Genomic DNA, 25,081 nt, shown 5'->3' with positions numbered 1-25,081 from the left:
GGTTCGTATACAGGAGAGGGCCGGGTCCGATGTCGGACCCGGCCCTCTCCCACTTTCCGTACGGTCAGATCACCGCGCCGCTCGGCGACGTGGCGACGCCGGTGCCCGCCGGCACGCTGCTCTCCGGCAGGCCGGCAGACGTGCTCGCCGGCGCGCTGCTCGACACGGGACCGCTCGCGGTGTTCGAGGTGGCCGGAGCCGTCGGCGTGCTGGCCGACGGCGACGCGGACGGCGAACCGCTCGGCGTCTTCGAACCGGACGGCGACGGCGAACCGCTCGGCGTCTTCGAGGGGGACGACGACGGTTTGCCGGTGGGCGACTTCGAGGGCGTCGCGGACGCCGACTTCGAGGGCTTGCCCGAGGCCGTGTGCGTCCCGCTCGGTTCGCCGGACGGCTGATGGCCCGTCGTGGCCGTGGCCGGGGGCGTCGGGTCGTCCGAGGTGCCGTACGTGCCGTCGGGCCCCGGGTCGGTGGGCGTGGCCACGGGGCCGGGAGTGGAGTTGTCGCCCTTCTTCGCCTTGTCCGCGCCCAGGCTGTCGTCCTGGCTGCCCTGGGTGGCCGACGGGTTGACGCCGACCTTCTCGGACGGGGTGTCGTTCTGGTGGTCCGAGGTCGCGCCGAGGGTCACCACGGTGCCGAGGACGGCGACGAGGAGCGCGCCCGCTCCCGCGGCCACCAGGTTGCGCCGGGTGCCGGTGACCAGCCGCCCCGCGACGCCCTGCCGCTTGGCCGCGGGGCCGCCGGGGCCGGCCGGGTGGGCGAGCACCGTGACGGTGTCGCCGGACGGGTCGGTCCGGGAGAAGGCTGCCGGTACACCGCCGGGAGGCGACATCGACTCGTCGTGACGCGCGTCGGGCACCTCTTCGCCCGCCGGGGTGCGCCCGGCGGTGAGCTGCAGGGTTCCGGAGCGGTCGGCGACCAGCGCCAGGGCGCGACGGCCGGCGGTGGTGCCGCGCTTGTCGGCGAGCGCGCCACGCATGCCGACGGAGGCCTCCAGCTCGGCGCGGGCCCGGTCCAGCTGCTGGCCGCAGAGCGCGAGGATGCCCAACTCGTGGTGGAAATAGGCCTGTTCCGCGCCGTCGTCGGCGAGTTCGGAGGCCTCGACACCAAGGCGCAGGGCGCGTTCCCAGGCGCTCCAGTGCAGCCCCGCCGCGAAGGCGGGCGCGGCCGTGCGGGCGAGCTGGACGGAGACGCTCTCGTCCTCCTCGTCCTCGGGGGCGGTGGTGACCGGGACGAGCACGTCGAGCGCGGCGAGCAGCGCGTCGGCCTCGGCGGAGACCCGCTCCGGGGTGACCGAGGGATGCCCGGCCCACCAGGTGTAGTGCTGGGCGGCGGCGAGCGCGCTCTCCTGGAGGGTGTCCGTGTATCCGGAGGCCTCCAGCTGGGCCTGCACCCCGGCGGCGAGCCGGTAGCGGGAGCCGACGGGGGAGACCAGCGCGCAGCCCGCGAGTTCGGCGAGCGCCGCGTCGGCGTGGGTGTCGCCCACGAGCGCGGGCAGATGGGCCTGGTGGGGCACCTCGCCGCCGAGCGCGACGGCGAAGCGCAGGGTGCTGCGCGCCGAGTCGCTCAGCCTGGAGGCGAGCAGCGCGGCGGGCGCGGCGCCTTCGGCGAGGGAGGGCAGCGGTACGTCGTGGCCGTCGCCGGTCTCGAAGGGCTCGTCGGCCGGGGCCTCCTGGAAGACGCCGTAGTCGTCGAAGGCCTCTTCGCTGGCCTGCAGCCGGTCGCGCTGCCGCAGCAGGGCGCCGGCCTGCATGAAGCGCAGGGGCAGTCCCTCGGACTCGAACCAGAGGTCGCCCGCCCAGTTGGACTCGTCCTCGGTCAGGACGCGTCCGACGGCGCGCTCCAGCAGTTCGAGACCGCCGCTGCGGTCGAGGCCGCCGAGGACGACCTCTTCGAGGAGAGCGTGGGCGGACGGGGCCGGTATGTCGGGGGTGGCGGCGATCACGAAGGCGCACTCGGGGGTGGCGTCGAGCAGCACGTCGAGGGCGCTGCCGCCGATCTCCGCGTCGTCGAGGACGACGACCGCGCCTATCTCGTGGACGAGCCGGAGCAGTTCCTCGCGGTCCGGACGGTGCAGGGGGGCTTCGTAGACGGCGGCGAAGAGGTCGTACAGCAGATCGCTCGCGGTGCGCCGGTAGCCGGAGAGGCGGACGACGCCGTCGGGGGCGAGGTCCGCGCAGTCGTCGGCGACGGCGTCCAGCAGGACCGTGCGGCCCGATCCCGAGGGGCCGGTGAGCCGCACCGAGCGCCCGCGCGCGAGGAGGCGTACGAGCTGCTCGCGCTCCTTCTGGCGCTCCAGGAGCGGCAGCCTGGGCTGTGCCTGGCCGGGTGGAACGGGCGGGTGGGCTGCGCGGGCCAGCTCGGCGCGTTCGGCGGCGCCGTGCTTGACCGGCGGCTGCGGTCGCTCGTGCGGCGGGCAGTTCTCTATCTCGCTGCCGTCGACGGGGTTGACGGTGAGCAGGAATTCGCCCGCGACGAGGCGGACCGTGCGGACGAGCACGGGTTTGTGCTGGCCCAGGTCTGTTGCGAGCGGGTCGCGCGGCGGGCGCGGGCGAGACGCCTGGCCGTCGTCGTCATGGCCGTACTCTTCGGATCCCCGGTTGATCGGGTCCATGTTCCAAGCCCCCCAAAAGCGTCGTGTGCCGATGCCCTCCCGGCCTGGCTGCACACCGCTCTGTCGCTTCTGGTCCGGTGCCCGCTCGTAGGGTTTCGGTCGGCGGGCAGCCGAACCCTAAACCTTCGCACAGTATCTACGAACAGGCGGGGTACCGCGCCGTCCGAACCGTCACAGCTTCGTGAGGATTGTGCACGTGGTGCGCTTCGTGCGCCGGTCAGGGCGCGTACGCGGTCGCACACGCGGAGCGAGTGGGGCGCGCGCTCAGGTCACACCCGGGGCAGGGACTCGACCCCGATACCACCCTCGATCGCCAGGATCCGGTGCAGCCGGGTGGCCACCAACAGGCGCTGCATCTGTGGTGGTACGCCGCGCAGCACGAGCCGTCGGCCGCAGCGCCCGGCGCGTCGGTGGGCCCCCATGATGACACCGAGCCCGGTGGCATCCCAGGAGTCCAGCTCGGACAGGTCCAGCACGAGATCGCCGGCTCCGTCGTCGACGGCCGAGTGCAGGACCGTACGGGCGTCCGCCGCGCTGCGTACGTCGAGGCGGCCCCCGACGACCAGCTCGGCGTGGTCGCCCCTGATGTACATATGCGCTCCCCGAGAATGCGTCTCGTAACTCCGCGTGTGTCTGTTTCCGCGTCTTCGCGTCTGCATGTTGTGCATGGTCTGACTGCCTGAGAGCCGCAGAGGTTGCCGTCTGTAAGCGAACCGATACCGAATTCACCTCATGGGGTGACACCCGAGAGGCGTGTACGGCTTCCGTGGCATATGCGGCGACCGGTTTCGGTCGCCGCATGATCGTTCAGTGCTTGTAGAAGCCCTGCCCGCTCTTGCGTCCGATGTCACCGGCGTCAACCATCCGGCGCATCAGCTCCGGCGGCGCGAACTTCTCGTCCTGGGTCTCGGTGTAGATGTTGCCGGTGGCGTGCAGCAGGATGTCGACGCCCGTGAGGTCGGCGGTGGCCAGGGGTCCCATGGCGTGACCGAAGCCCAGCCGGCAGGCGAGGTCGATGTCCTCGGCGGTGGCGACGCCCGACTCGTACAGCTTCGTCGCCTCGACGACGAGGGCCGAGATGAGGCGGGTGGTCACGAACCCGGCGACGTCGCGGTTGACGACGATGCAGGTCTTGCCGACGGACTCGCTGAACTCCCGCGCGGTGGCGAGCGTTTCGTCGCTGGTCTTGTAACCGCGGACCAGCTCGACGAGCTGCATCATCGGCACCGGCGAGAAGAAGTGCACGCCCACGACCCGCTCCGGGCGCTCCGTGGCCGCCGCGATCTTGGTGATCGGGATCGCGGAGGTGTTGGAGGCGAGCACGGTGTCGGGGCGGACGATCTTGTCGAGCGCCTGGAAGATCTCGTGCTTGACCTCGAGCTTCTCGAAGACCGCCTCGACGACGATGTCCGCGTCGGCGGCCGCTTCCAGCTCGGTGGTCGCGGTGATGCGCCCGAGCGCCGCCTCCGCGTCCGCGGCTGCCAGCTTGCCCTTGCTCACGAACCTGTCGTACGAGGCCTTGATGCCGTCGAGGCCGCGATTCAACGCCTCGTCGGTGACGTCGCGCAGGACGACGTCCCAGCCCGCCTGTGCGGAGACCTGAGCAATACCGGACCCCATGAGTCCGGCTCCGATGACGGCGAGCTTCCCTGCCACTCCGACTCCCTCAACATGCTTAACACGCTGCTTGTGTATGCCTCTTCGGCGGAGAGTAGCGTTCGGGAGGGGCCGGGAAACCCGTAAGTAACGCGTGTCACGGTCTCAGGGCGTGAGACACCCGTCACGTCCCGCCCGACGGACTTGGCGATGCCGCCTCCGACCGGAGGCGGAGGGATTTCGACCACGGCGGCCGGAGCGCCACCACCTCGCGGGTTCACGCTTGTTGGCGCTTCGCGGACCCGCCGGCGCCGAGGTCTCCACGCCCTGTGACCCGCATGACGGACGCGCGGCATCCCCAGTGCTCGCAGGGGCGTCTAAATTGGCCCCATGGTCAATCTGACGCGCATCTACACCAGGACCGGCGACCAGGGCACCACCGCCCTCGGGGACATGAGCAGGGTCGCCAAGACCGATCTGCGGATCTCGGCGTACGCCGACGCCAACGAGGCGAACGCGGTGATCGGTACGGCGATCGCGCTGGGCGGCCTGGAGGCCGAGGTCGTCGAGGTCCTCACCCGTGTCCAGAACGACCTGTTCGACGTGGGCGCGGATCTGTCGACGCCGGTGGTCGAGGACCCGAAGTACCCGCCGCTGCGGGTGGAGCAGTTCTACATCGACAAGCTGGAGGCGGACTGCGACCTCTTCAACGAACGGCTGGAGAAGCTCCGCTCCTTCATCCTGCCCGGCGGCACCGCCGGCGCGGCCCTCCTCCACCAGGCCTGTACGGTCGTGCGCCGCGCCGAGCGTTCCACCTGGGCGGCGCTGGAGGTGCACGGCGAGGCGATGAACCCACTCACCGCCACCTACCTCAACCGGCTCTCCGACCTTCTGTTCATCCTGGCGCGCACGGCGAACAAGGATGTGGGCGACGTGCTGTGGGTCCCGGGCGGGGAGCGCTAGAGGCTGCCGTCAGGGGGCGGGGCGCGGGGAGCGCCAGAGCCCGTCCGGGTACGGACACCCGCGGCGCGGGAAGCACCAGGACCCGTCCCCGGTACGGACACCCGCGACGCGGGGAGCGCCAGAGCCCGTCCCGGTACGCACACCCGCGACGCGGGGAGCGCCGGAACACGTCCAGGTACGGACACGCGCGGCTCAGGAAGCGCCAGAGCCCCTCTGGTACGGACACACGCGGCGCGGGCTCTCCGGCGCCCGCGCCCTCGGCTCCCCTGTCGAGCCGCTGCGCCCGCTCCCGTCCTTCCACACCGGCCCGCCCGATCAGCCCTTCCACACCGGCCCGCCCGATCCGGATCGCCCGATCCAACCCGCCGGCTGGGGCCCGCCGGCTCCCGGCCCCCGCTTCGGCCCGCCGGCCCCGGATCGCCCGATCCAGCCCTTCCGGCTCAGTCCGCCCGCCCCGGCCCCTCCGCTTCGGATCGCCCGCTCCGGCCCGCCCTCCGGTGGCCGTCCGGGATGCCCTGACGGCCTCGCGAGGCGCGTGCGAGATTTCCTGGCCGGGGAAGGGCCGTCGAACGCGGAGATCGCGGCGTTGATCGAATCGGCCGAGGTGACAGCGAAGGCGCACGTCAGCCGTCATCCGGGGGCTCCTGAACCGCACCGACGAGCCAAGGCACCTACCCCTGGAGGGAGTTGGGGATCCGCGGAGAACCGGATCCACTGGTCCAGACCTATTGACTCGTGGTCCAGACCTTTCTATTCTCGCCCCACTGCGCTTAGGCATGCCCACGACACCCCCAGTCGAAGGGGCACGACGCCGGCAGGAGCGCGAGCGAGCGGACGCCCCGACGGGCGGAGCACGATCGCGGTCCCCCACCCGCTGCGACGCCCCGGAGCACCAGACCAAAGAGGAGAGGCTTCATGCGCTTCCGGCAGAGAGCCAGACACCGAGCAGTGGCGGGGCTTACCACCCTGCTCCTCCCCCTCGCCGCCCTCGTCGGCCTCGCGGGCCCGGCCCAGGCCGCCGACTCCGCCACCGCCACGTACGCCAAGACCCAGGACTGGGGCACGGGCTTCGAAGGCAAGTGGACGGTCAAGAACACCGGTACCACCGCGATCAGCTCGTGGACGATCCAGTGGGACTTCCCCTCCGGCACGTCGGTCACCTCGGCCTGGGACGCGGACGTCACCAGCTCCGGCAACCACTGGACCGCCAAGAACAAGTCCTACAACGGCAGCCTCGCCGCGGGTGCCTCCGTCTCCTTCGGCTTCAACGGCGCGGGCACCGGCTCACCGTCCAACTGCACGCTGAACGGCGGCAGTTGTGACGGCGGCACCACCGTCCCCGGTGACAGCGCGCCCTCCGCGCCGGGCACCCCCACCGCCTCCTCCGTCGCCGACACCTCGGTGAAGCTCTCCTGGAGCGCGGCCACCGACGACAAGGGCGTCAAGAACTACGACGTCCTGCGCGGCGGCACCACGGTCGCGACCGTGACGACGACCTCGTACACGGACACCGGTCTGACCGCCGGCACCGACTACTCGTACACCGTCCAGGCCCGCGACACCGCCGACCAGACCGGTCCGGTCAGCGGCGCGGTCGCGGTCCACACCACCGGTGGCACCACCAACCCGCCGCCCACCGGCAACGCCGTCAAGCTCGGTTACTTCACCGAGTGGGGCATCTACGGCCGCAACTACAACGTCAAGAACCTGGTGACGTCGGGCTCGGCCGCCAAGATCACGCACATCAACTACGCCTTCGGCAACGTCACCAACGGCCAGTGCGCGATCGGCGACTCGTACGCCGACTACGACAAGGCCTTCACCGCCGACCAGTCGGTCAGCGGCGTCGCCGACACCTGGGACCAGCCGCTGCGCGGCAACTTCAACCAGCTGCGCGAGCTGAAGGCCAAGTACCCGAACATCAAGATCCTCTGGTCCTTCGGCGGCTGGACCTGGTCCGGCGGCTTCGCCCAGGCCGCCGCCAACCCGGCCGCCTTCGCGCAGTCCTGCTACAACCTCGTGGAGGACCCGCGCTGGGCCGATGTCTTCGACGGCATCGACATCGACTGGGAGTACCCGAACGCCTGCGGTCTGTCCTGTGACACCAGCGGCGCCGCGGCCTACAAGAACCTGATGCAGGCCCTGCGCGCCAAGTTCGGCACCGGCAACCTGGTCACCGCGGCCACCACGGCCGACGGCACCTCCGGCGGCAAGATCGACGCCGCGGACTACGCGGGCGCCTCGCAGTACGTCGACTGGTACAACGTGATGTCGTACGACTTCTTCGGAGCGTTCGCCGCGCAGGGCCCGACCGCCCCGCACTCCCCGCTCACCTCGTACAGCGGCATCCCGACGCCCGGCTTCGACACCGCCGACGCGATCGCCAAGTTCAAGTCGAAGGGCGTGCCCGCGAGCAAGCTGCTCATCGGCATCGGCTTCTACGGCCGTGGCTGGACCGGTGTCACCCAGTCCGCGCCCGGCGGCACGGCGACCGGGCCGGCGGCCGGTACGTACGAGCAGGGCATCGAGGACTACAAGGTCCTCAAGACGTCCTGCCCCGCCACCGGCACCGTCGCCGGCACCGCTTACGCCTACTGCGGCAACAACTGGTGGTCGTACGACACCCCGGCCACCATCGGAACGAAGATGTCGTGGGCCAAGAGCCAGGGTCTCGGCGGCGCCTTCTTCTGGGAGTTCAGCGGTGACACCAGCAACGGTGAACTCGTCGGCGCCATCAACAGCGGCCTGAGCTGATCCCTGCCCCACCCCGCACCACCGCCGCGGGCAGACCTCCGGGTCTGCCCGCGGCGCTTTGCGTTCACCCGTGCGCCCCCGGCGTACGCGCCACCGGGACCTTCGGCCCCGTCCGGCGGGCCGGACGGCCGCTGCTGGGCGGCCTCCCACCGGGGAGACTCTGGACCAGGAGACAAGCGGAATTGGTCACTCGGGGGAAAAATGAAACGCAGGCCCAACAGGTCCCGGTCCCGCAGGCCGGGCAGCCTCGGCATGCCCACGGCGGCGTCCGTCGGCGTGTTCACCGCGACGACGGCAGCCGTCCTGCTCGCCACCGCTCCGGTCAGCGTCACCGTGATGGTCGGCTCCCCGCCGCGCGCGGTGGTCGTCAGCCGCCACCAGACCGAGACCGGGACACCCCCGGTGTGCACGTTGGCCGAGGGCCGGACAAGGGTGCTGTTCAGGTTGCGCTGACCCTCACTCCGGCTTCGTCCGGGTTGCTTCAGCGGGACGCGTGGTGACGGCCTTTCACGCGACGTTCCCCCTCCCCCACCCAACGGGGCCCTGAACATCGCTAGGCGACGTTCACCCTTTGTCCGGGTGGGGCGGCCTCCAGCCAGGCGAGGAATCCGGTCAGCGCGTCCTCGCTCATCGCCAGTTCCAGGCGCGTCCCGCGATGGAGACAGGCGAGGATGATCGCGTCGGAGAGCAGCGCGAGCTCCTCCTCGCCCTCGGCGGCACGGCGGCCGGCCACCTCGATCGCCGAGCGTTCGAGGGTGCGGCGCGGGCGGGGGGCGTACGAGAAGACGCGGTACCACTCGATCCGGTCACCGTTGTAGCGGGCGACCCCGTAGCTCCAGCCCTTGCCACTGGGGTCACCCTTCTCGGGGACGTCCCAGCGCAGGCTGCAGTCGAACGTTCCGCCGGAACGCTGGATCAGCCGGCGGCGGAGGCCGAAGACGAACAGCCCCACCACTACAAGCGCTACAAGCACTCCGCACACAGTCAGAGCGAGGACCATCGACACCGACCTCCTCGTCTCCTAGGTAACGGAAAAGAAAAAACTTCCGGATTTGCCTCAGCCGCGGCCAGGGCCGGAGTGATCCGGTCCCAGCCGCGGCTGAGGCAAAGCTTCACACAGTGCTCCCCCAGTGCCTGAAGGCCTGGGGTCGCACCGATGGTCAGCGGGTCGCCACCGCACGCAGGCGGACGTCCGCGCGGCGCTCGGCGGACGCGTCGGCGTCCGACTTCGCGCGCTCGAGCGCCCGCTCCGCACGCTGGACATCGATCTCGTCCGACAGCTCGGCGATCTCGGCCAGCAGCGACAGCTTGTTGTCAGCGAATGAGATGAAACCGCCGTGCACCGCGGCGATGACTGTTCCACCATCACTCGTACGGATGGTCACCGGGCCCGACTCCAGCACACCGAGCAGCGGCTGGTGACCGGGCATGACGCCGATGTCGCCGGACGTGGTACGCGCGACGACCAGGGTGGCCTCGCCGGACCAGACACTACGGTCCGCGGCGACGAGCTCGACGTGCAGCTCAGCAGCCAAGGTGGGCTCCTCGGGTCACCACCCGGCGTTGCTGCCGGGTGTTGGGTCAAAGTCTAGTAGGCGTACGGAGAGGGAAGGACCGCACCCCACGAGGCGCGGTCCTGCCCCCTCACTCAGAACACGAGGTTCAGGAGACGCCGAGCTCCTTGGCGTTGGCCTTGAGGTCCTCAATGCCACCGCACAGGAAGAACGCCTGCTCCGGGAAGTGGTCGTACTCACCGTCGATGATCGCGTTGAAGGCCGCGATCGACTCGTCCAGCGGGACGTCCGACCCGTCGACGCCGGTGAACTGCTTGGCGACGTGCGTGTTCTGGGACAGGAAGCGCTCCACGCGACGGGCACGGTGGACGGTGAGCTTGTCCTCCTCGCCCAGTTCGTCGATACCGAGGATCGCGATGATGTCCTGAAGGTCCTTGTACTTCTGAAGAACCGACTTGACGCGCATCGCGGCCGCGTAGTGGTCCGCCGCGATGTAGCGGGGGTCCAGGATGCGGGACGTGGAGTCCAGCGGGTCCACGGCCGGGTAGATACCCTTCTCGGAGATCGGACGGGAGAGAACCGTCGTCGCGTCGAGGTGGGCGAACGTGGTGGCCGGGGCCGGGTCGGTCAGGTCGTCCGCGGGGACGTAGATCGCCTGCATCGAGGTGATCGAGTGACCACGGGTCGAGGTGATGCGCTCCTGGAGGAGACCCATCTCGTCGGCCAGGTTCGGCTGGTAACCCACCGCGGAGGGCATACGGCCGAGCAGGGTCGAGACCTCGGAACCGGCCTGCGTGAAGCGGAAGATGTTGTCGATGAAGAACAGCACGTCCTGCTTCTGCACATCGCGGAAGTACTCCGCCATGGTCAGACCCGCGAGGGCCACGCGCAGACGGGTGCCCGGGGGCTCGTCCATCTGGCCGAAGACAAGGGCGGTCTTGTCGATGACGCCCGACTCCGACATCTCCGCGATGAGGTCGTTGCCCTCACGCGTGCGCTCACCGACACCGGCGAACACGGAGACACCGTCGTGGTTGTTGGCGACGCGGTAGATCATCTCCTGGATGAGCACCGTCTTGCCGACACCGGCACCACCGAACAGACCGATCTTTCCACCCTTGACGTACGGGGTGAGAAGGTCGATGACCTTGACGCCGGTCTCGAACATCTCGGTCTTCGACTCGAGCTCGTCGAAGCGCGGGGCCTTGCGGTGGATGGACCAGCGCTCGCCCGTGTACTTCTCGTCGCTGTTCAGCACGTCACCGAGGGTGTTGAACACCTTGCCCTTGGTGAAGTCGCCGACCGGGACCGAGATGCCGGTACCCGAGTCGGTGACCGCGGCCTGGCGGACCAGACCGTCGGTGGGCTGCATGGAGATCGTGCGGACTAGGCCGTCACCCAGGTGCTGGGCGACTTCCAGGGTCAGCGTCTTCTTCTCACCGGCGTTGGCCGGGTCGGCCACCTCGACGTGAAGGGCGTTGTAAATCTCCGGCATCGCGTCGACGGGGAACTCCACGTCGACGACCGGGCCGATGACCCGGGCGACGCGGCCCGTGGCAACGGCCGTCTCAGAAGTCGTCGTCATTACTTGTCACTCCCCGCGGTCGCGTCGGCAAGGGCTGCGGAGCCACCGACGATCTCGCTGATTTCCTGGGTGATTTCGGCCTGGCGGGCCGCATTGGCAAGTCGGGAGAGCGTGGTGATCAGGTCTCCCGCGTTGTCGGTCGCCGACTTCATCGCGCGGCGCGTGGCGGCGTGCTTGGAGGCAGCCGACTGGAGCAGCGCGTTGTAGATACGGCTCTCGACGTAGCGCGGCAGAAGGGCGTCAAGGACGTCCTCCGCCGACGGCTCGAACTCGTACAGCGGAAGGATCTCGCCCTCGGGCGCTTCCTCCGCGACCTCTTCGAGGCGAAGCGGCAGCAGCCGGCCGTCGATGGCCGTCTGCGTCATCATCGAGACGAACTCGGTGTAGACGATGTGGATTTCATCCACGCCGCCGTCCGCCGTCTCCGTCTCGATGGCCTCGATCAGCGGACCCGCGACCTTCTTCGCGTCCGCGTAGGTGGGCTCGTCGGTGAAACCCGACCACGACTCCACGACCTTGCGCTCGCGGAAGTTGTAGTGGGCGAGACCGCGGCGGCCGACGATGTACGTGTCGACCTCCTTGCCCTCGGCCTCAAGACGGGCGGTCAGCTGCTCCGCCGCCTTGATGGCGTTGGAGTTGAAGGCGCCGGCCAGGCCGCGGTCGCTCGTGAGGAGCAGCACCGCGGAACGGGTCGCCGTCTCCGCCTCCGTGGTCAGCGGGTGCTTGGTGTTCGAACCGGTACCGACCGCCGTGACCGCGCGAGTGAGCTCGGTCGCGTACGGCGTGGAGGCCGCCACCTTGCGCTGCGCCTTGACGACGCGCGAGGCGGCGATCATCTCCATCGCCTTGGTGATCTTCTTGGTCGCGGTGACGGATCGGATGCGACGCTTGTAGACCCGGAGCTGGGCTCCCATGAGTCAGGTCCCTTCCTTACGTCACTTGGCCGCGGCCGGAGCGTCCTCGCCGAGAAGCTTCCCGTCCGAGGTCTCGAACTGCTTCTTGAAGTCCGCGATGGAGTCCGCGACGGCGGTGAGAGTGTCGTCCGACATCTTGCCGCCCTCCTTGATGGAGGTCATGAGGCCCTGCTCCTTGCGGTGCAGGTACTCCAGGAGCTCCTTCTCGAAGCGGCGGACGTCGACGACCGGCACGTCGTCCATCTTGCCGGTGGTACCGGCCCAGACGGAGACGACCTGGTCCTCGGTCGGCATCGGCTGGTACTGAGCCTGCTTGAGCAGCTCGACCAGACGCTGACCGCGCTCCAGCTGCGACTTCGACGCGGCGTCCAGGTCGGAACCGAAGGCGGCGAACGCCTCCAGCTCGCGGTACTGGGCGAGGTCGAGGCGGAGCCGGCCGGAGACCTGCTTCATCGCCTTGTGCTGGGCGGAGCCACCGACGCGGGAGACCGAGATACCGACGTTCAAGGCCGGACGCTGGCCGGCGTTGAACAGGTCGGACTCCAGGAAGCACTGGCCGTCGGTGATGGAGATGACGTTGGTCGGGATGAACGCCGACACGTCGTTCGCCTTGGTCTCGACGATCGGCAGACCCGTCATCGAACCGGCGCCCAGGTCGTCGGAGAGCTTCGCGCAGCGCTCCAGCAGACGGGAGTGCAGGTAGAAGACGTCACCGGGGTAGGCCTCGCGCCCCGGCGGACGGCGGAGCAGCAGGGACACGGCGCGGTAGGCGTCGGCCTGCTTCGAGAGGTCGTCGAAGATGATGAGGACGTGCTTGCCCTCGTACATCCACTGCTGACCGATGGCCGAACCGGTGTACGGCGCAAGGTACTTGAAGCCGGCCGGGTCGGACGCCGGGGCGGCGACGATGGTCGTGTACTCCAGCGCGCCGGCCTCTTCGAGGGCGCCACGCACGGAGGCGATGGTCGAGCCCTTCTGACCGATGGCGACGTAGATGCAGCGGACCTGCTTCTTGGTGTCGCCCGAGCGCCAGTTGTCGCGCTGGTTGATGATCGTGTCGACGGCCAGCGCGGTCTTGCCGGTCTGACGGTCGCCGATGATCAGCTGACGCTGGCCACGGCCGATCGGGGTCATCGCGTCGACGGCCTTGTAGCCCGTCTCCATCGGCTCGTGCACCGACTTGCGGACCATGACGCCCGGGGCCTGCAGCTCGAGGGCGCGGCGGCCGGACGTCTCGATCTCGCCGAGGCCGTCGATCGGGTTGCCGAGCGGGTCGACGACGCGGCCGAGGTAACCCTCGCCCACGGCGACGGACAGCACCTCACCGGTGCGCTGCACCGGCTGGCCCTCTTCGATACCGCTGAACTCGCCGAGGACGACCGCACCGATCTCGCGCTCTTCCAGGTTCAGCGCGAGGCCGAGGGTTCCGTCCTCGAACTTCAGCAGCTCGTTCGCCATGGCCGAGGGGAGACCCTCGATCTTGGCGATACCGTCGCCGGCGACGGTGACCGTACCGACCTCCTCGCGCGAGGCCGCGTCCGGCTTGTACGACTGGACAAAGTTCTCCAGCGCATCCCGGATCTCCTCCGGCCGGATCGTGAGCTCCGCCATCTGGGTTCCCTGCTCTCCTTGTTGGGCCCGAAGTTTCACTTGGGGGGATGGGGACTCCCCCCTATGAGAGGTGAATCCTCTGCACGGCCCAACATGGGCCGTAATTGCGTACTGCTTATGGGATTACTAGCTCGCCATGCGGCGGGCGGCGTCCTCGAGACGGTCCGCGACGGAACCGTTGATGACCTCGTCGCCGACCTGCACCCGGATCCCGCCGAGGACATCGGGGTCCACGTCGAGGTTGAGGTGCATCGGGCGGCCGTAGAGCTTCGCCAGAGCGGCGCCGAGGCGCTGCTTCTGTCCGTCACTCAGCGGCACCGCCGAGGTGACCACGGCGACCATGCGGTTGCGGCGCTCGGCGGCGAGCCTGGACAGGGACTCGAGTCCCGCTTCCAGGCTACGTCCGCGAGGCGCGGTCACAAGGCGCGTCACCAGACGCTCGGTCGTCACGTCGGCCCGGCCGCCGAGCAGGCTGCGCAGCAGCTCGCTCTTGGCCGCCGTGGTGGCGGCCCGGTCGGTCAGCGCGGCGCGCAGCTCGGTGTTCGAGGCGACGATCCGGCCGAAGCGGAACAGCTCGTCCTCGACGTTGTCGAGCGCACCCGTCCGCTGCGCCGCCGTGAGGTCGGCGGTGGCGGTGAGTTCCTCGAGGGCGTCCACCAGGTCGCGAGGCTGCGACCAGCGGGAGCGCACCATGCCGGACACCAGGTCGGCGGCGGTGCCGCCCACCTGGGCGCCGAGCAGCCGCTGGACCAGCTCGGCCTTGGCCTCGCCGGGCTGCGCCGGGTCGGTGAGGACCCGACGCAGCGACACCTCGCGGTGGAGCAGCGCGGTGACCGCGGCCAGCTCGTCGGCGAGCTGTGCCGCGTCCACGGACGTCGAGTCCGTCAGCGCGTCGAGACGCTCACGTGCGGCTGCGGTTGCCTCGCGGCTCGCTCCGTGTGCAGTCATCGAGCCGCCTCGGCCTTCTCCTCAAGCTCGGAGAGGAAACGGTCGATGACGCGGCTCTGCCGGGCGTGGTCCTCGAGGGACTCGCCGACCAGCTTGCCGGCCAGGTCGGTGGCCAGGTGGCCGACGTCCTGACGCAGCGCCTGAGCGGCGGCCTTGCGGTCGGCCTCGATCTGCGTGTGACCGGCGGCGACGATCTCCTCGCGCTGCCGCTGGCCTTCCGCGCGCATCTCGGCGATGAGCGTGGCGCCCTGCTCCGTTGCTTCCTGGCGCAGGCGCGCGGCCTCGTGACGGGCTTCGGCGAGCTGAGCCTTGTACTGCTCAAGAACGCTCTGGGCCTCGGTCTGCGCGGCCTCGGCCTTTTCGATACCGCCCTCGATGGCCTCGCGGCGCTGCTCCAGAACCTTGTTGATGTTCGGGAGAAGCTTCCAGGCCAGGAAGCCGAAGACGATGACGAAGGCGAGCAGGCCGATGACAAGCTCGGGGATCGGCGGGATGAGAGGGTTTTCCTTCTCGGCCGCCAGAATGAGCATGTGGCTCATGTCAGTGCCTTTCGTCTAGTGGGCTGTCGCTGATCGGGTGGATCAGGTGCCGTAGACGAACGGCATGACCAGACCGATGAGGGCGAGCGCCTCACAGAAGGCGAAGCCGAGGATCTGGTTGGCGCGGATCAGACCGGCGGCCTCAGGCTGACGGGCGAGGGCCTGGGTGCCGTTACCGAAGATGATGCCGACGCCGACGCCGGGGCCGATGGCCGCGAGGCCGTAACCGATCGAGCCGAGCGAGCCGGAGACAGCGGCAAGGGTCTGCATGCCAGTTATTCCTTTTCTTTACGGACCGGTGGGGGTTGGCCACCGGACGACTGGGGGGTCGTGAGGACGGGCGCTCAGTGGTGCTCGGCCAGCGCGCCCTGGATGAAGGTGCAGGTCAGCAGCACGAACACATACGCCTGCAGAGCCTGGATGAACAGCTCGAAGGCCGTCATCACGATGACCATGATGAACGAGACGCCCGAGTAGACGATCCCGAGACCGTTGAGCAGGTACCAGGTCGCGATCGTGAACAGCAGCAGCAGAGTGTGACCCGCGAACATGTTCGCGAAGAGTCGCACCGCGTGCGTGAACGGCCGGACGATCAGGTTCGAGAGCAGCTCGATGAACATGGCCAGCGGGAGAACCGGGCCCAGCGACTTGTCGTAGCCGCTGATGTTCTTGAACGCTCCGACGAATCCGTGGCGCTTGAACGTCAGGGACACCCAGACGATGTAGACGATTCCGGCCAGTACCGCGGGGTACGAAATGATCGCCGTGACCGGGAACTGGGCGACGGGAATGATCGACCAGAGGTTCATCATCCAGACGAAGAAGAACAGCGAGACGACCAGCGGTACGTACTTCTCGCCTTCCTTCTTGCCGATCGTCTCGTAGACGACACCGCGGCGGATGAAGTCGTAGCCGGCCTCGGCGACCATCTGCAGCTTGCCCGGGACGACCTTCGGCTTGCGGAAGGCGGCCCAGAAGAAGCTGACGACGATGAGCGAGCCGAGCAGCGCCAGGAGCATCGTCTTGTTGAAGTACACGTTGCTGTCCCCGTTGCCCCAGAGGGGCTCGAACAGGAACGAGTGCAGGCCGGGTGCCGGGAAGCCACAACCGTTGTTCTCGAAGATGTGGCAGTCGGTCTCGAAAGCGAGCACCTGCGTCGGGTCAGCACTCACCGCGGGCTCCTTCAGCGTGGCGCATAGGTACGGCAACCTCGTTGTGTCGGCGCGGCGCACAGCCGCGGTTCGGCACTGGACTGGTGTTACGGATGTGGGGGCGGCAGTGGGGCATCAAGCCTCGCGATTGAGCAGGCGTCAGCTCAGATGCCCGCGCCCGCGATGCCGCAGTTGGCACCGGACGATAGCAGGATCTCCTACGTGCACTTATCCCGGCCCTACCCCTCACGACGAGTGCCCCTTGTTTTCGGGCTTGTCGCCCTTCGAGGGGTCGGGCTCGACATAGAGGATCTTGGCCTTCATATGGGCACGCGCCTGTGCGCCGATCCACACGAGGGTGGTGACGACCAGGGTGAGCGCGAAGGACTTGGGGTTGAACAGCGAAGTGTTCTTGAACACGGCGACAAAGATGAACAGCAGAAGAATCTGCGCCGTGTAGAGCAAGAGACCCATCGCCTGGAACAAGTGCGGAAGCGATTTGGCAACGCGCTGCAGAACGTAGAGCCCGATCCCCATGAAGAGAATCACGACCAGCGTCGCGACGATCGCCCCGACCGCTCCCTTGCCGCCGGCGACCACACCGCTGACGACGGCGGCAATCGCGCCGACGGCAGCTGTGGGTACAGCGGCCTGAAGGAGGATCCGGGCGTCATTGGACGGCATGGCGGCAACTCCGCTTGCTAAGGGGGGCGTGTCGTCATGGACGAGCGTAGTCCCGGGCTGAGAGAGAACCTCACGCCAAAGGACCGTGGTGCTGGGGTCCTTCGGCTCTGCCCTGGGTTCTCGTGAACCGTATCACAAACTATTTGATGAGGTCTTTACCTGGTTGGTGTGCCGACTGTCACACATGAGTGTGAAGGCGCGCGTCTGTGCATCCCGAGAACCAACTTGTCTGGTATTGGGACGCTTTGCTACCCCACGATTTGGTCACGCGTTAGTCAGATTCTTACCTTCGACTCAGCGCGAGGACTCGGCCTCGCGTCGGTCCAGAAGTCGCGGACGGGCACCAATTGCCGTCGCTCCATTGACTCCTGAGACTCCGGCAGCCGCCGGCGCACGGTGCTCACGCGCCTCGTCCTGCTCGCCTGCCACCGCCGCCTCGTGGGTGACGGGCGACCCCGCCTCGACGGCCGCTCCGGCCGCCAGGGCGGCGGCCCTGCGGCGGCGGTAGCGGGGCGGCAGGAGGTGCTCGGCCCAGCGCGGGGCACGCGGTGTGAAGCGCGGCAGCAGGAGCAGCACGAGACCGACCGCGCTGAGTGCCGCGATGGCGAGCACGCTCCACATGGCCCCGGAGTTGACCGAGTAGGCGAGGGCGCCGAAGGCGATCAGCGCCGACCAGAAGTACATGATCAGGACGGCCCGGCTGTGCGAGTGGCCGACCTCCAGGAGGCGGTGGTGCAGATGGCCGCGGTCGGCGGCGAACGGCGACTGCCCGCGCCAGGTGCGCCGCACGATGGCGAGCACCAGGTCGGCGGCCGGGATCGCGATGATCGTCAGCGGCAGCAGCAGCGGGATGAACACCGGCACCGTCTGGTGCACGGTGTTGCGCTCGGAACCGGAGAAGAGGTTCATCACGTCGGGGTCGATCTGCCCGGTGATGGAGATGGCGCCGGCGGCCAGCACCAGCCCGATGAGCATCGAACCCGAGTCGCCCATGAAGATCCGCGCGGGGTGCATGTTGTGCGGCAGGAAGCCCAGGCACATGCCCATCAGGATCGCCGCGAACAGCGTCGCCGGGGCGGCGGCCTCGATGCCGTACGAGTACCAGATCCGGTAGGCGTAGAGGAAGAACGCGGCGGACGCGATGCACACCATGCCGGCGGCCAGTCCGTCGAGACCGTCCACGAAGTTGACCGCGTTGATCGTGATGACGACGAGCGCCACCGTCAGCAGCGTGCCCTGCCACTGGGTCAGCGCGACCAGGCCGACGCCCGGGATCGGCAGCCACAGGATCGTCAGACCCTGCATCACCATCACGCCGGCGGCGATCATCTGGCCGCCCAGCTTGATCAGGGCGTCGATCTCGAACTTGTCGTCCAGCACGCCGATCAGCCAGATCAGCGCGGCTCCGGAGAGCAGGGCGCGTGGTTCGTTGGAGTTCGAGAAGACCGCGTTGAGGTTCTTCAGGTGGTCGGCGACCAGCAGGCCGGCGCACAGTCCGAAGAACATCGCGATGCCGCCGAGCCTCGGCGTGGGTTCACGGTGCACGTCGCGCGCCCGGATTTCCGGCATGGCTCCGGCCACGATCGCGAATTTCCGTACCGGCCCTGTCAGCAGATACGTCACCGCGGCCGTGATGCAGAGCGTCAGCAGGTATTCACGCACGGGCTTCCCCACAGGTCTCGCTGGCCATCACAGCCCCACACCCTAGCGATGCACGCATATGGTTGAGGACTTTCGGGTAGCGACGATGGTTGCACGAGTGGCTGTGCAGCCCGGTACGCGTACCCCCGGTCAGTCCGGATAAGGCGGAAATCTACCGGTCAGTTCCCGCACTTCCTCCCGCGCCGTCCGGCCGTCGATCTCGTCCCGCAGCACCCCCGCGAACAGTGCGGCGACCCGTGCCATCTCCGGCTCGCCCATCCCCTGCGTGGTCAGCGCCGCGGTGCCGAGCCGCAGGCCACGGGTGTCGCCGTGAGGCAGCGCACACGTGTCGAGGACCATACCGGCGGCGGCGAGCCGGCCGCGCGCGGTGCGCCCCTCGACACCGAGCGGCGCCGGGTCCGCGACGAGCAGATGGGTGTCGGTGCCGTCCGTGGTGATCGCGAGCCCCTCCGCAGCCAGCCCCTCGGCCAGCACGCGCGCGTTGGCGACGACCTGATGGGCGTACGCCGTGAAAGCGGGGGTCGCGGCCTCGCCGAACGCGACGGCCTTGGCCGCGATGGTGTGCATCTGCGCGCCGCCCTGGGTGAACGGGAAGACGGCCCGGTCGACGCGCTCGGCCAGTTCGCTGCCGCACAGGATCATGCCGCCGCGCGGTCCGCGGAGCACCTTGTGGGTGGTGGCGCACACGACATCGGCGTACGGCACCGGGTTGGGCGCCGCTCCGCCCGCGACGAGCCCGATCGGGTGGGCGGCGTCCGCGATGAGATAGGCGCCGACCTCGTCGGCGATCTCCCGGAACAGCGCGTAGTCGATGTGCCGGGGGTACGAGATCGATCCGCAGACGATGGCCTTGGGGCGACGGGCGCGGGCCAGGGTGCGCACCTGCTCGTAGTCGATCAGTCCCGACTCCGCCTCGACGCCGTAGCCGACGAAGTCGAACCAGCGGCCGGAGAAGTTCGCGGGCGACCCGTGGGTCAGATGACCGCCGAAGGGCAGGCCCATCGCCAGCACGGTGTCACCAGGGCGCAGCAGGGCGGCGTAGGCGGCCAGGACGGCCGAACTCCCGGAGTGGGACTGGACGTTGGCGTGGTCGGCGCCGAAGAGTGCCTTGGCGCGGTCGACGGCGACGCGTTCGGCGACGTCGACGATCTCGCAGCCGCCGTGGTGGCGGGCGCCGGGATATCCCTCGGCGTACTTGTTCGCCAGCGGCGAGCCGAGCGCGGCCAGCACGGCACGCGAGGTGAAGTTCTCGGCCGCGATCAACTGCAGCGTGGTCGACTGCCGGTCCAGCTCACCGATGAGGATCTCGGCGAGCTCGGGGTCCTGGCGGCTCAGGACATCCGCTTCGAGGGTGGTGGCGACCGGCATGGTGGGCTCCGGACATCTGCGGGGGGACGCTTACGTCCAATGTAGAACCGGGACGGGTGGGACGCCCGGTGTCACGTCCGTGCGGGTACCCCCGTCAGAGCGGTGACGACCGGATCCAGGGCCTCGTTGATCTCGTCCCCGATGGAGCGGAAGAACGGCAGCGGCGCCCCGTAGGGGTCGTAGACCTCGTCGGCCTCGGCGGTCGGGGCCAGCAGCCAGCCGCGCAGGGCCGCGGCGGCCCGCACCAGGGCGACGGCGCGTTCGATCACGCCGTCCTGGAGGGGCGGCAGGGTCGCCGTGTCTATCGCGCGGACCAGCCGGGTGAACTCCTTCAGGGTGAAGGTGCGCAGGCCCGCCGAGTGGCCCATGGAGATGACCTGGGCGCGGTGGTCGCGGGTCGCCGTCAGGACCAGGTCGGCCCGGATGACGTGGTCGTCGAGGAGCTCGCGCCCGACGAAGCCGGAGGGGTCCGCGCCGAAGTCGGTGAGGACGGTCGCGGCATTGGCCTCCATGGGCGCGCCCTCGTGGCCCCAGGTGCCGGCGCTCTCCACGATGAGACCGCCCCACAGGGGGTCGCCGAGCCGATCCGCCAGGGCATGCCGGGTCAGCCGCTCGGTGATCGGCGAGCGGCACACGTTGCCGGTGCTGACGTGGAGGATGCGGAAGGACCCTCTCGGGGACCCACCGGTACCCGAGATCCCCGTGCCTATGCCACGCATGGGGGTGCTCCCTGGTCGAGCGGAGCCGGGAGCCGGGGGGAGTCAGGGGCTGTCAATTCGCCACCTCGAGGTCGGGTACGACCTTCCGGAGCTCCTCCGCCGACAGTGCGCCCGCGCGCAACAGCACCGGCACCTTGCCGGTCACGTCGACGATCGAGGAGGGCACGTTGCCCGGGGTCGGGCCGCCGTCCAGGTACACCGAGACGGAGTCGCCGAGCATGCCCTGCGCGGCGTCACAGTCCTCCGGCGCCGGGTGGCCCGTGAGGTTGGCGGACGAGACGGCCATCGGGCCGACCTCCGTGAGGAGCTCGATGGCGACGGGGTGCAGCGGCATGCGGATCGCCACCGTGCCCCGGGTGTCCCCCAGGTCCCACTGGAGGGACGGCTGGTGCTTGGCGACGAGCGTCAGGGCGCCCGGCCAGAACGCGTCGACGAGCTCCCAGGCCATCTCGGAGAAGTCCGTGACGAGGCCGTGCAGGGTGTTCGGGGAGCCGATGAGGACAGGGGTGGGCATGTTGCGGCCCCGGCCCTTGGCGTCCAGCAGGTCGGCGACGGCCTCCGAGGTGAACGCGTCGGCACCGATGCCGTAGACGGTGTCCGTCGGGAGGACCACCAGTTCGCCACGGCGGACGGCGGACGCTGCCTCACGCAGACCTGTGGTGCGGTCGGTCGCGTCGTTGGTGTCGTATCGCCGTGCCATTTAGCGGGCCTCCTCGTACACGTACTGCTGGCTGGGGGTGCGGAGAAACGCGGTGCGGGGAATCGCGGTGCGCGGGCGCACGACGGCGCCGCGCGCCGGAACCCCGTGGGCCGCGCTCACGGCATCGCCTTGCGGGCGGTCGCGAACCGCGGCCGGTTGTTGAGGTCCGGGTGATCGGCCGCGTCGGCCCAGCCCCGCTCCTCGGTGAAGATCCAGGGCACCTGTCCGCCCTGGGTGTCGGCGTGCTCGATGACGACGACGCCGCCGGGACGCAGCAGCCGGTGCGCGGTGCGCTCGATGCCGCGGATGAGGTCGAGTCCGTCCTCGCCCGAGAAGAGGGCGAGTTCGGGGTCGTAGTCCCGGGCCTCCGGCTGCACGTACTCCCATTCGGTGAGCGGGATGTACGGAGGGTTGGAGATCACCAGGTCCACCTGGCCGTCGAGGTCGGGGAAGGCCGCGAGAGCGTCTCCCTGGCGCAGGTCGACCCTGGACCCCTCGACGTTCTTGCGCGTCCACTGGAGGGCGTCCTCGGACAGCTCCACGGCGTGCACACGGGAGCGCGGGACCTCCTGGGCGAGGGCGAGCGCGATGGCGCCCGAGCCGGTGCACAGGTCCACGATCAGCGGTTCGACGACATCCATCGCGCGGACGGCGTCTATGGCCCAGCCGACGACCGACTCGGTCTCCGGGCGGGGGACGAACACGCCCGGACCCACCTGGAGTTCGAGGTAGCGGAAGTAGGCGCGCCCGGTGATGTGCTGGAGCGGCTCGCGGGCCTCGCGGCGCGCGGTCACCTCCCAGTAGCGGGCGTCGAAGTCCACGTCCTTGACGGTGTGCAGCTCGCCCCGCTTCACGCCGTGCACGAAGGCGGCGAGCTCCTCCGCGTCGTTGCGCGGCGAGGGCACGCCGGCGTCGGCCAGCCGCTGGGTGGCCTGGGCCACTTCCGCGAGCAGCAGGTTCACGCTGGTCCTCCGGGGCTGAGCTGTTGTCGATTGCTGTTATGCGGCGGCGAGCTTGGCGGCCGAGTCCGCGTCGACGCAGGCCTGGATGACGGCATCGAGCTCACCGTCGAGGACCTGGTCCAAGTTGTACGCCTTGAAGCCGACGCGGTGGTCCGAGATGCGATTCTCCGGGAAGTTGTACGTACGGATCTTCTCGGAGCGGTCGACCGTGCGGACCTGGCTGCGGCGCGCGTCGGCGGCCTCCCGTTCCGCTTCCTCCTGCGCCGCCGCGAGGAGCCTGGAGCGCAGGATACGCATCGCCTGCTCCTTGTTCTGCAGCTGGCTCTTCTCGTTCTGGCAGGAAGCGACGACTCCGGTGGGAATGTGCGTGATGCGCACCGCGGAGTCGGTCGTGTTGACGGACTGGCCGCCGGGGCCCGAGGAGCGGTAGACGTCGATACGGAGATCGTTCGCGTGGATCTCGACGTCGACCTCCTCGGCCTCGGGCGTGACAAGGACACCGGCGGCGGAGGTGTGGATACGGCCCTGCGACTCGGTCGAGGGCACGCGCTGCACCCGGTGCACACCGCCCTCGTACTTCAGCCGGGCCCAGACGCCCTGGCCGGGCTCGGTGGCACCCTGGCCGCCCTTGGTCTTCACCGCGACCTGGACGTCCTTGTAGCCGCCGAGCTCGGACTCGGTGGCGTCGATGAGCTCGGTCTTCCAGCCGACGCGCTCGGCGTAGCGCAGGTACATGCGCAGCAGGTCACCGGCGAACAGGGCGGACTCGTCGCCGCCGGCGCCCGCCTTGATCTCCAGGATGACGTCCTTCTCGTCGCTCGGGTCGCGCGGGACCAGCAGCAGGCGGAGCTTCTCGGTGAGCTCCTCTTTCTGCTTCTCCAGGTCCTTGACCTCGGCGGCGAAGTCGGGGTCGTCGGCGGCGAACTCCTTCGCCGTGCCGATGTCGTCCCCGGTCTGCTTCCAGGAGCGGTACGTCGCGACGATCGGGGTCAGCTCGGCGTAGCGCTTGTTGAGCTTGCGCGCGTTGGCCTGGTCGGCGTGGACCGACGGGTCAGCGAGCTTCTTCTCCAGATCGGCGTGCTCGCCGATCAGTTCCTCGACCGCCTCGAACATCTCCGGCTCCAATGGACTGTCCCCAGCTCCATGAAGGGCTCGGGGACGTAGGTACGGCGTGGGGTTCCCCTGCTCGAACGGGTCGAGAAGCCTGGGGAGGGGGCTGGACCGCAAAGCGCCGGTCCCGGCGTCCCCGTGCGGGGACCCCGAAGACCGGCGCTGTGGGCTCGCTACTTGTTGGCAGCGGCAGCCTTGCCGAAGCGGGCCTCGAAGCGGGCCACACGGCCACCGGTGTCGAGGATCTTCTGCTTGCCCGTGTAGAACGGGTGGCACTCGGAGCAGACCTCGGCGCGGATGGCGCCGCTGGAGATCGTGCTACGGGTGGTGAACGACGCGCCACAGGTGCAGCTGACCTGCGTCTCGACGTACTCGGGGTGGATGTCGCGCTTCAAGGTGTCTCCTAGTTTCGGGAGGGCACCGGGTCGCCGCCGCTGGATGCGGATGCGTGAACCGGGGCCGACGTACCAGTCTGCCAGCACTGGCCGTATCCCCCAAAACGGGGGGACGCGACGATCTATTCCCTGGGGGTACGCGCGCGGGTCAGCCGGGGCTGACGACGCCCTTCGCGGTGCCGGTGGCGGTTCCCTCGGTGGCCGCCTTCGGGATCGGCCGGTCGTCCTTCAGCGCCTTCCAGACCAGTTCGGCCTTGGCCTTGTCGACGAGGACGCGGTTGGCGTCGGCGCGGTCGTACTGGACCGGCATCGTCACCATGTTCATGTGGGACGAGCCGATGCCCTTGAGGCCGCTCGCGAAGGAGGCGAGGCGGGTGACACTGCCGATGTCGGTGTCGGTGGTCACCGTCTTGGTCGCGGTGTCGGCGAGGTCGTACAGCTTTTTCGGGTTGGACAGGATCCCGACGTGCTTGACCTGGTCGACCAGTGCCTTCATGAACGCCTGCTGGAGCTGGATGCGGCCGAGGTCGGAGCCGTCGCCGACGCCGTGCCGGGTGCGGACCAGGCCGAGCGCCTGCTTGCCGTTGAGCTCGTGCGACCCGGCCGTAAGATGCAGATGGCTCTCGTGGTCCGAGATGGCCTTGGTCGTGGTGACCGTGACGCCGCCCAGGTCGTCGATCAGCTTCTGGAAGCCGCTGAAGTCGACCTCGAGGTAGTGGTCCATGCGGATGCCGGACATGGACTCGACGGTCTTCACCGCGCAGGCGGCGCCGCCGGTGGAGTAGGCGGAGTTGAACATCACGCCGGAGGCCGCGCCGTGGATGGTGCCCTTCGTGTCGACGCAGGCGGGCCGCTCGACGAGGGTGTCGCGGGGGATGGAGACCACGCTGGCCCTCTTGTGGCCCTTGTACACGTGGACGATCATCGCGGTGTCGGAGCGGGCGCTGCCGTCGTCGGTGCCGCCACCCAGCTTCCTGTTGGTGCCGGAGCGGGTGTCGGAGCCGAGGACCAGGATGTTCTCGGAGCCGTTGTCGACCTTCGTGGGCCGGTCGCTGCCGAGCGCCTGGTTGATGTCGACGCTCTTGAGGTTGCCGTTGAGCTTGAAATACAGGTAGCCGGCTCCGGTGCCGCCGAGCACCACGACGCCCGCCGCGGTCCAGGCCGTGATGAGCAGTGCCTTGCTCCGCGTGCTGCGCGTCTTGCGGCGGCGGCCCTTCGGGCGGCGCTGGGTGCTGTTCCCGGGATCCCCCGGTATACCGGGCTCCGGCGTGCTCTCGGCAGGCATGTGCTCC

General features: G+C 69.3%; 24 protein-coding genes. 3 read left to right on the top strand and 21 right to left on the bottom strand.

Going from position 1 to position 25,081, the window contains the following annotated elements:
• Positions 1-64: 64 nt before the first annotated feature.
• The 3 genes from ACZ4N5_RS05620 to ACZ4N5_RS05610 all read right to left on the bottom strand — a co-directional run bounded on the left by ACZ4N5_RS05620 (position 65) and on the right by ACZ4N5_RS05610 (position 4,270).
• Positions 65-2,614, bottom strand: coding sequence for an ATP-binding protein (locus ACZ4N5_RS05620; RefSeq protein WP_467755813.1), 2,550 nt, complete (start codon positions 2,612-2,614; stop codon positions 65-67).
• Between the two features lie 269 nt (positions 2,615-2,883).
• Positions 2,884-3,207 (bottom strand): STAS domain-containing protein, encoded by a 324-nt coding sequence (locus ACZ4N5_RS05615; RefSeq protein WP_261707178.1) that lies wholly within the window; start codon positions 3,205-3,207, stop codon positions 2,884-2,886.
• A 214-nt stretch (positions 3,208-3,421) separates the two neighbouring features.
• A complete protein-coding gene (locus ACZ4N5_RS05610; protein ID WP_467755812.1) occupies positions 3,422-4,270 on the bottom strand; it encodes a 3-hydroxyacyl-CoA dehydrogenase family protein in 849 nt (282 codons plus the stop codon).
• Between the two features lie 330 nt (positions 4,271-4,600).
• Here ACZ4N5_RS05610 and ACZ4N5_RS05605 point away from each other — a divergent pair, with 330 nt between their 5' ends.
• From ACZ4N5_RS05605 to ACZ4N5_RS05595, 3 genes are all read left to right on the top strand, one after another.
• On the top strand, positions 4,601-5,173 hold the full coding sequence (locus tag ACZ4N5_RS05605; RefSeq protein WP_467755811.1) for a cob(I)yrinic acid a,c-diamide adenosyltransferase: 573 nt from the start codon (positions 4,601-4,603) through the stop codon (positions 5,171-5,173).
• A 915-nt stretch (positions 5,174-6,088) separates the two neighbouring features.
• A complete protein-coding gene (locus tag ACZ4N5_RS05600; RefSeq protein ID WP_467755810.1) occupies positions 6,089-7,927 on the top strand; it encodes a glycosyl hydrolase family 18 protein in 1,839 nt (612 codons plus the stop codon).
• Between the two features lie 201 nt (positions 7,928-8,128).
• Positions 8,129-8,380, top strand: coding sequence for a hypothetical protein (locus ACZ4N5_RS05595; protein WP_467755809.1), 252 nt, complete (start codon positions 8,129-8,131; stop codon positions 8,378-8,380).
• A gap of 100 nt (positions 8,381-8,480) precedes the next feature.
• Here ACZ4N5_RS05595 and ACZ4N5_RS05590 read toward each other — a convergent pair whose 3' ends face one another.
• From ACZ4N5_RS05590 to ACZ4N5_RS05505, 18 genes are all read right to left on the bottom strand, one after another.
• Positions 8,481-8,927: a DUF2550 domain-containing protein gene (locus tag ACZ4N5_RS05590; protein ID WP_351127807.1), complete on the bottom strand. Its 447-nt coding sequence runs from the start codon at positions 8,925-8,927 to the stop codon at positions 8,481-8,483.
• A 160-nt stretch (positions 8,928-9,087) separates the two neighbouring features.
• Positions 9,088-9,462: a F0F1 ATP synthase subunit epsilon gene (locus tag ACZ4N5_RS05585; protein WP_351127806.1), complete on the bottom strand. Its 375-nt coding sequence runs from the start codon at positions 9,460-9,462 to the stop codon at positions 9,088-9,090.
• A 127-nt stretch (positions 9,463-9,589) separates the two neighbouring features.
• Positions 9,590-11,026, bottom strand: coding sequence for a F0F1 ATP synthase subunit beta (gene atpD, locus ACZ4N5_RS05580; protein ID WP_467755808.1), 1,437 nt, complete (start codon positions 11,024-11,026; stop codon positions 9,590-9,592).
• On the bottom strand, positions 11,026-11,940 hold the full coding sequence (locus ACZ4N5_RS05575) for a F0F1 ATP synthase subunit gamma (protein WP_467755807.1): 915 nt from the start codon (positions 11,938-11,940) through the stop codon (positions 11,026-11,028). The genes atpD and ACZ4N5_RS05575 overlap by 1 nt, the downstream gene beginning before the upstream one ends.
• Positions 11,941-11,961: 21 nt before the next feature.
• On the bottom strand, positions 11,962-13,551 hold the full coding sequence (atpA, locus tag ACZ4N5_RS05570) for a F0F1 ATP synthase subunit alpha (RefSeq protein WP_467755806.1): 1,590 nt from the start codon (positions 13,549-13,551) through the stop codon (positions 11,962-11,964).
• A gap of 126 nt (positions 13,552-13,677) precedes the next feature.
• Positions 13,678-14,499 (bottom strand): F0F1 ATP synthase subunit delta, encoded by an 822-nt coding sequence (locus ACZ4N5_RS05565; RefSeq protein ID WP_467755805.1) that lies wholly within the window; start codon positions 14,497-14,499, stop codon positions 13,678-13,680.
• Positions 14,496-15,038, bottom strand: coding sequence for a F0F1 ATP synthase subunit B (locus ACZ4N5_RS05560; RefSeq protein ID WP_328553385.1), 543 nt, complete (start codon positions 15,036-15,038; stop codon positions 14,496-14,498). The genes ACZ4N5_RS05565 and ACZ4N5_RS05560 overlap by 4 nt, the downstream gene beginning before the upstream one ends.
• 42 nt (positions 15,039-15,080) lie before the next feature.
• Positions 15,081-15,308 (bottom strand): ATP synthase F0 subunit C, encoded by a 228-nt coding sequence (gene atpE / locus ACZ4N5_RS05555; RefSeq protein ID WP_391858896.1) that lies wholly within the window; start codon positions 15,306-15,308, stop codon positions 15,081-15,083.
• A gap of 74 nt (positions 15,309-15,382) precedes the next feature.
• Positions 15,383-16,210, bottom strand: a complete 828-nt coding sequence (gene atpB / locus ACZ4N5_RS05550; RefSeq protein WP_467755804.1) for a F0F1 ATP synthase subunit A — start codon at positions 16,208-16,210, stop codon at positions 15,383-15,385.
• Positions 16,211-16,435: 225 nt separating this feature from the next.
• Entirely contained in the window at positions 16,436-16,873 is a 438-nt protein-coding gene (locus ACZ4N5_RS05545; RefSeq protein WP_467755803.1) for a hypothetical protein, read from the bottom strand.
• A gap of 294 nt (positions 16,874-17,167) precedes the next feature.
• The gene (locus tag ACZ4N5_RS05540) at positions 17,168-18,535 is read right to left on the bottom strand and encodes an MraY family glycosyltransferase (RefSeq protein WP_467755802.1); all 1,368 of its coding nucleotides are present in this window, start codon (positions 18,533-18,535) and stop codon (positions 17,168-17,170) included.
• Positions 18,536-18,664: 129 nt separating this feature from the next.
• A complete protein-coding gene (locus ACZ4N5_RS05535; protein WP_467755801.1) occupies positions 18,665-19,903 on the bottom strand; it encodes a serine hydroxymethyltransferase in 1,239 nt (412 codons plus the stop codon).
• Between the two features lie 71 nt (positions 19,904-19,974).
• Positions 19,975-20,622, bottom strand: a complete 648-nt coding sequence (locus ACZ4N5_RS05530) for an arsenate reductase/protein-tyrosine-phosphatase family protein (RefSeq protein WP_467755800.1) — start codon at positions 20,620-20,622, stop codon at positions 19,975-19,977.
• Positions 20,623-20,674: 52 nt separating this feature from the next.
• Complete coding sequence (locus tag ACZ4N5_RS05525) at positions 20,675-21,322, bottom strand: L-threonylcarbamoyladenylate synthase (protein WP_103550972.1); 648 nt, start codon at positions 21,320-21,322, stop codon at positions 20,675-20,677.
• A 116-nt stretch (positions 21,323-21,438) separates the two neighbouring features.
• Positions 21,439-22,284: a peptide chain release factor N(5)-glutamine methyltransferase gene (prmC, locus tag ACZ4N5_RS05520; protein ID WP_467755799.1), complete on the bottom strand. Its 846-nt coding sequence runs from the start codon at positions 22,282-22,284 to the stop codon at positions 21,439-21,441.
• A gap of 36 nt (positions 22,285-22,320) precedes the next feature.
• Positions 22,321-23,397 (bottom strand): peptide chain release factor 1, encoded by a 1,077-nt coding sequence (gene prfA / locus ACZ4N5_RS05515; protein WP_467755798.1) that lies wholly within the window; start codon positions 23,395-23,397, stop codon positions 22,321-22,323.
• A 170-nt stretch (positions 23,398-23,567) separates the two neighbouring features.
• Positions 23,568-23,789 carry a 50S ribosomal protein L31 gene (gene rpmE, locus ACZ4N5_RS05510; protein WP_266762813.1) on the bottom strand — a complete coding sequence of 74 codons (222 nt, stop codon included), beginning with the start codon at positions 23,787-23,789 and terminating at the stop codon, positions 23,568-23,570.
• Positions 23,790-23,937: 148 nt separating this feature from the next.
• Entirely contained in the window at positions 23,938-25,074 is a 1,137-nt protein-coding gene (locus ACZ4N5_RS05505; RefSeq protein WP_467755797.1) for an LCP family protein, read from the bottom strand.
• Between the last annotated feature and the right edge of the window lie 7 nt (positions 25,075-25,081).

It is taken from the genome of Streptomyces sp. NPDC026500, assembly GCF_055567635.1.
Note: the sequence above shows the minus strand (reverse complement) of the source record. Positions and strands in the feature narration are given on the sequence as shown.

Excerpts from the sequence above, each read along its gene's own strand:
- ACZ4N5_RS05620 (WP_467755813.1), bottom strand. The coding sequence starts at position 2,614 with ATGGACCCGATCAACCGGGGATCCGAAGAGTACGGCCATGACGACGAC.
- ACZ4N5_RS05615 (WP_261707178.1), bottom strand. The coding sequence starts at position 3,207 with ATGTACATCAGGGGCGACCACGCCGAGCTGGTCGTCGGGGGCCGCCTC.
- ACZ4N5_RS05605 (WP_467755811.1), top strand. The coding sequence starts at position 4,601 with ATGGTCAATCTGACGCGCATCTACACCAGGACCGGCGACCAGGGCACC.
- ACZ4N5_RS05600 (WP_467755810.1), top strand. The coding sequence starts at position 6,089 with ATGCGCTTCCGGCAGAGAGCCAGACACCGAGCAGTGGCGGGGCTTACC.
- ACZ4N5_RS05595 (WP_467755809.1), top strand. The coding sequence starts at position 8,129 with ATGAAACGCAGGCCCAACAGGTCCCGGTCCCGCAGGCCGGGCAGCCTC.
- ACZ4N5_RS05590 (WP_351127807.1), bottom strand. The coding sequence starts at position 8,927 with ATGGTCCTCGCTCTGACTGTGTGCGGAGTGCTTGTAGCGCTTGTAGTG.
- atpD (WP_467755808.1), bottom strand. The coding sequence starts at position 11,026 with ATGACGACGACTTCTGAGACGGCCGTTGCCACGGGCCGCGTCGCCCGG.
- ACZ4N5_RS05575 (WP_467755807.1), bottom strand. The coding sequence starts at position 11,940 with ATGGGAGCCCAGCTCCGGGTCTACAAGCGTCGCATCCGATCCGTCACC.
- atpA (WP_467755806.1), bottom strand. The coding sequence starts at position 13,551 with ATGGCGGAGCTCACGATCCGGCCGGAGGAGATCCGGGATGCGCTGGAG.
- ACZ4N5_RS05565 (WP_467755805.1), bottom strand. The coding sequence starts at position 14,499 with ATGACTGCACACGGAGCGAGCCGCGAGGCAACCGCAGCCGCACGTGAG.
- ACZ4N5_RS05560 (WP_328553385.1), bottom strand. The coding sequence starts at position 15,038 with ATGAGCCACATGCTCATTCTGGCGGCCGAGAAGGAAAACCCTCTCATC.
- atpE (WP_391858896.1), bottom strand. The coding sequence starts at position 15,308 with ATGCAGACCCTTGCCGCTGTCTCCGGCTCGCTCGGCTCGATCGGTTAC.
- ACZ4N5_RS05545 (WP_467755803.1), bottom strand. The coding sequence starts at position 16,873 with ATGCCGTCCAATGACGCCCGGATCCTCCTTCAGGCCGCTGTACCCACA.
- ACZ4N5_RS05535 (WP_467755801.1), bottom strand. The coding sequence starts at position 19,903 with ATGCCGGTCGCCACCACCCTCGAAGCGGATGTCCTGAGCCGCCAGGAC.
- ACZ4N5_RS05530 (WP_467755800.1), bottom strand. The coding sequence starts at position 20,622 with ATGCGTGGCATAGGCACGGGGATCTCGGGTACCGGTGGGTCCCCGAGA.
- ACZ4N5_RS05525 (WP_103550972.1), bottom strand. The coding sequence starts at position 21,322 with ATGGCACGGCGATACGACACCAACGACGCGACCGACCGCACCACAGGT.
- prfA (WP_467755798.1), bottom strand. The coding sequence starts at position 23,397 with ATGTTCGAGGCGGTCGAGGAACTGATCGGCGAGCACGCCGATCTGGAG.
- ACZ4N5_RS05505 (WP_467755797.1), bottom strand. The coding sequence starts at position 25,074 with ATGCCTGCCGAGAGCACGCCGGAGCCCGGTATACCGGGGGATCCCGGG.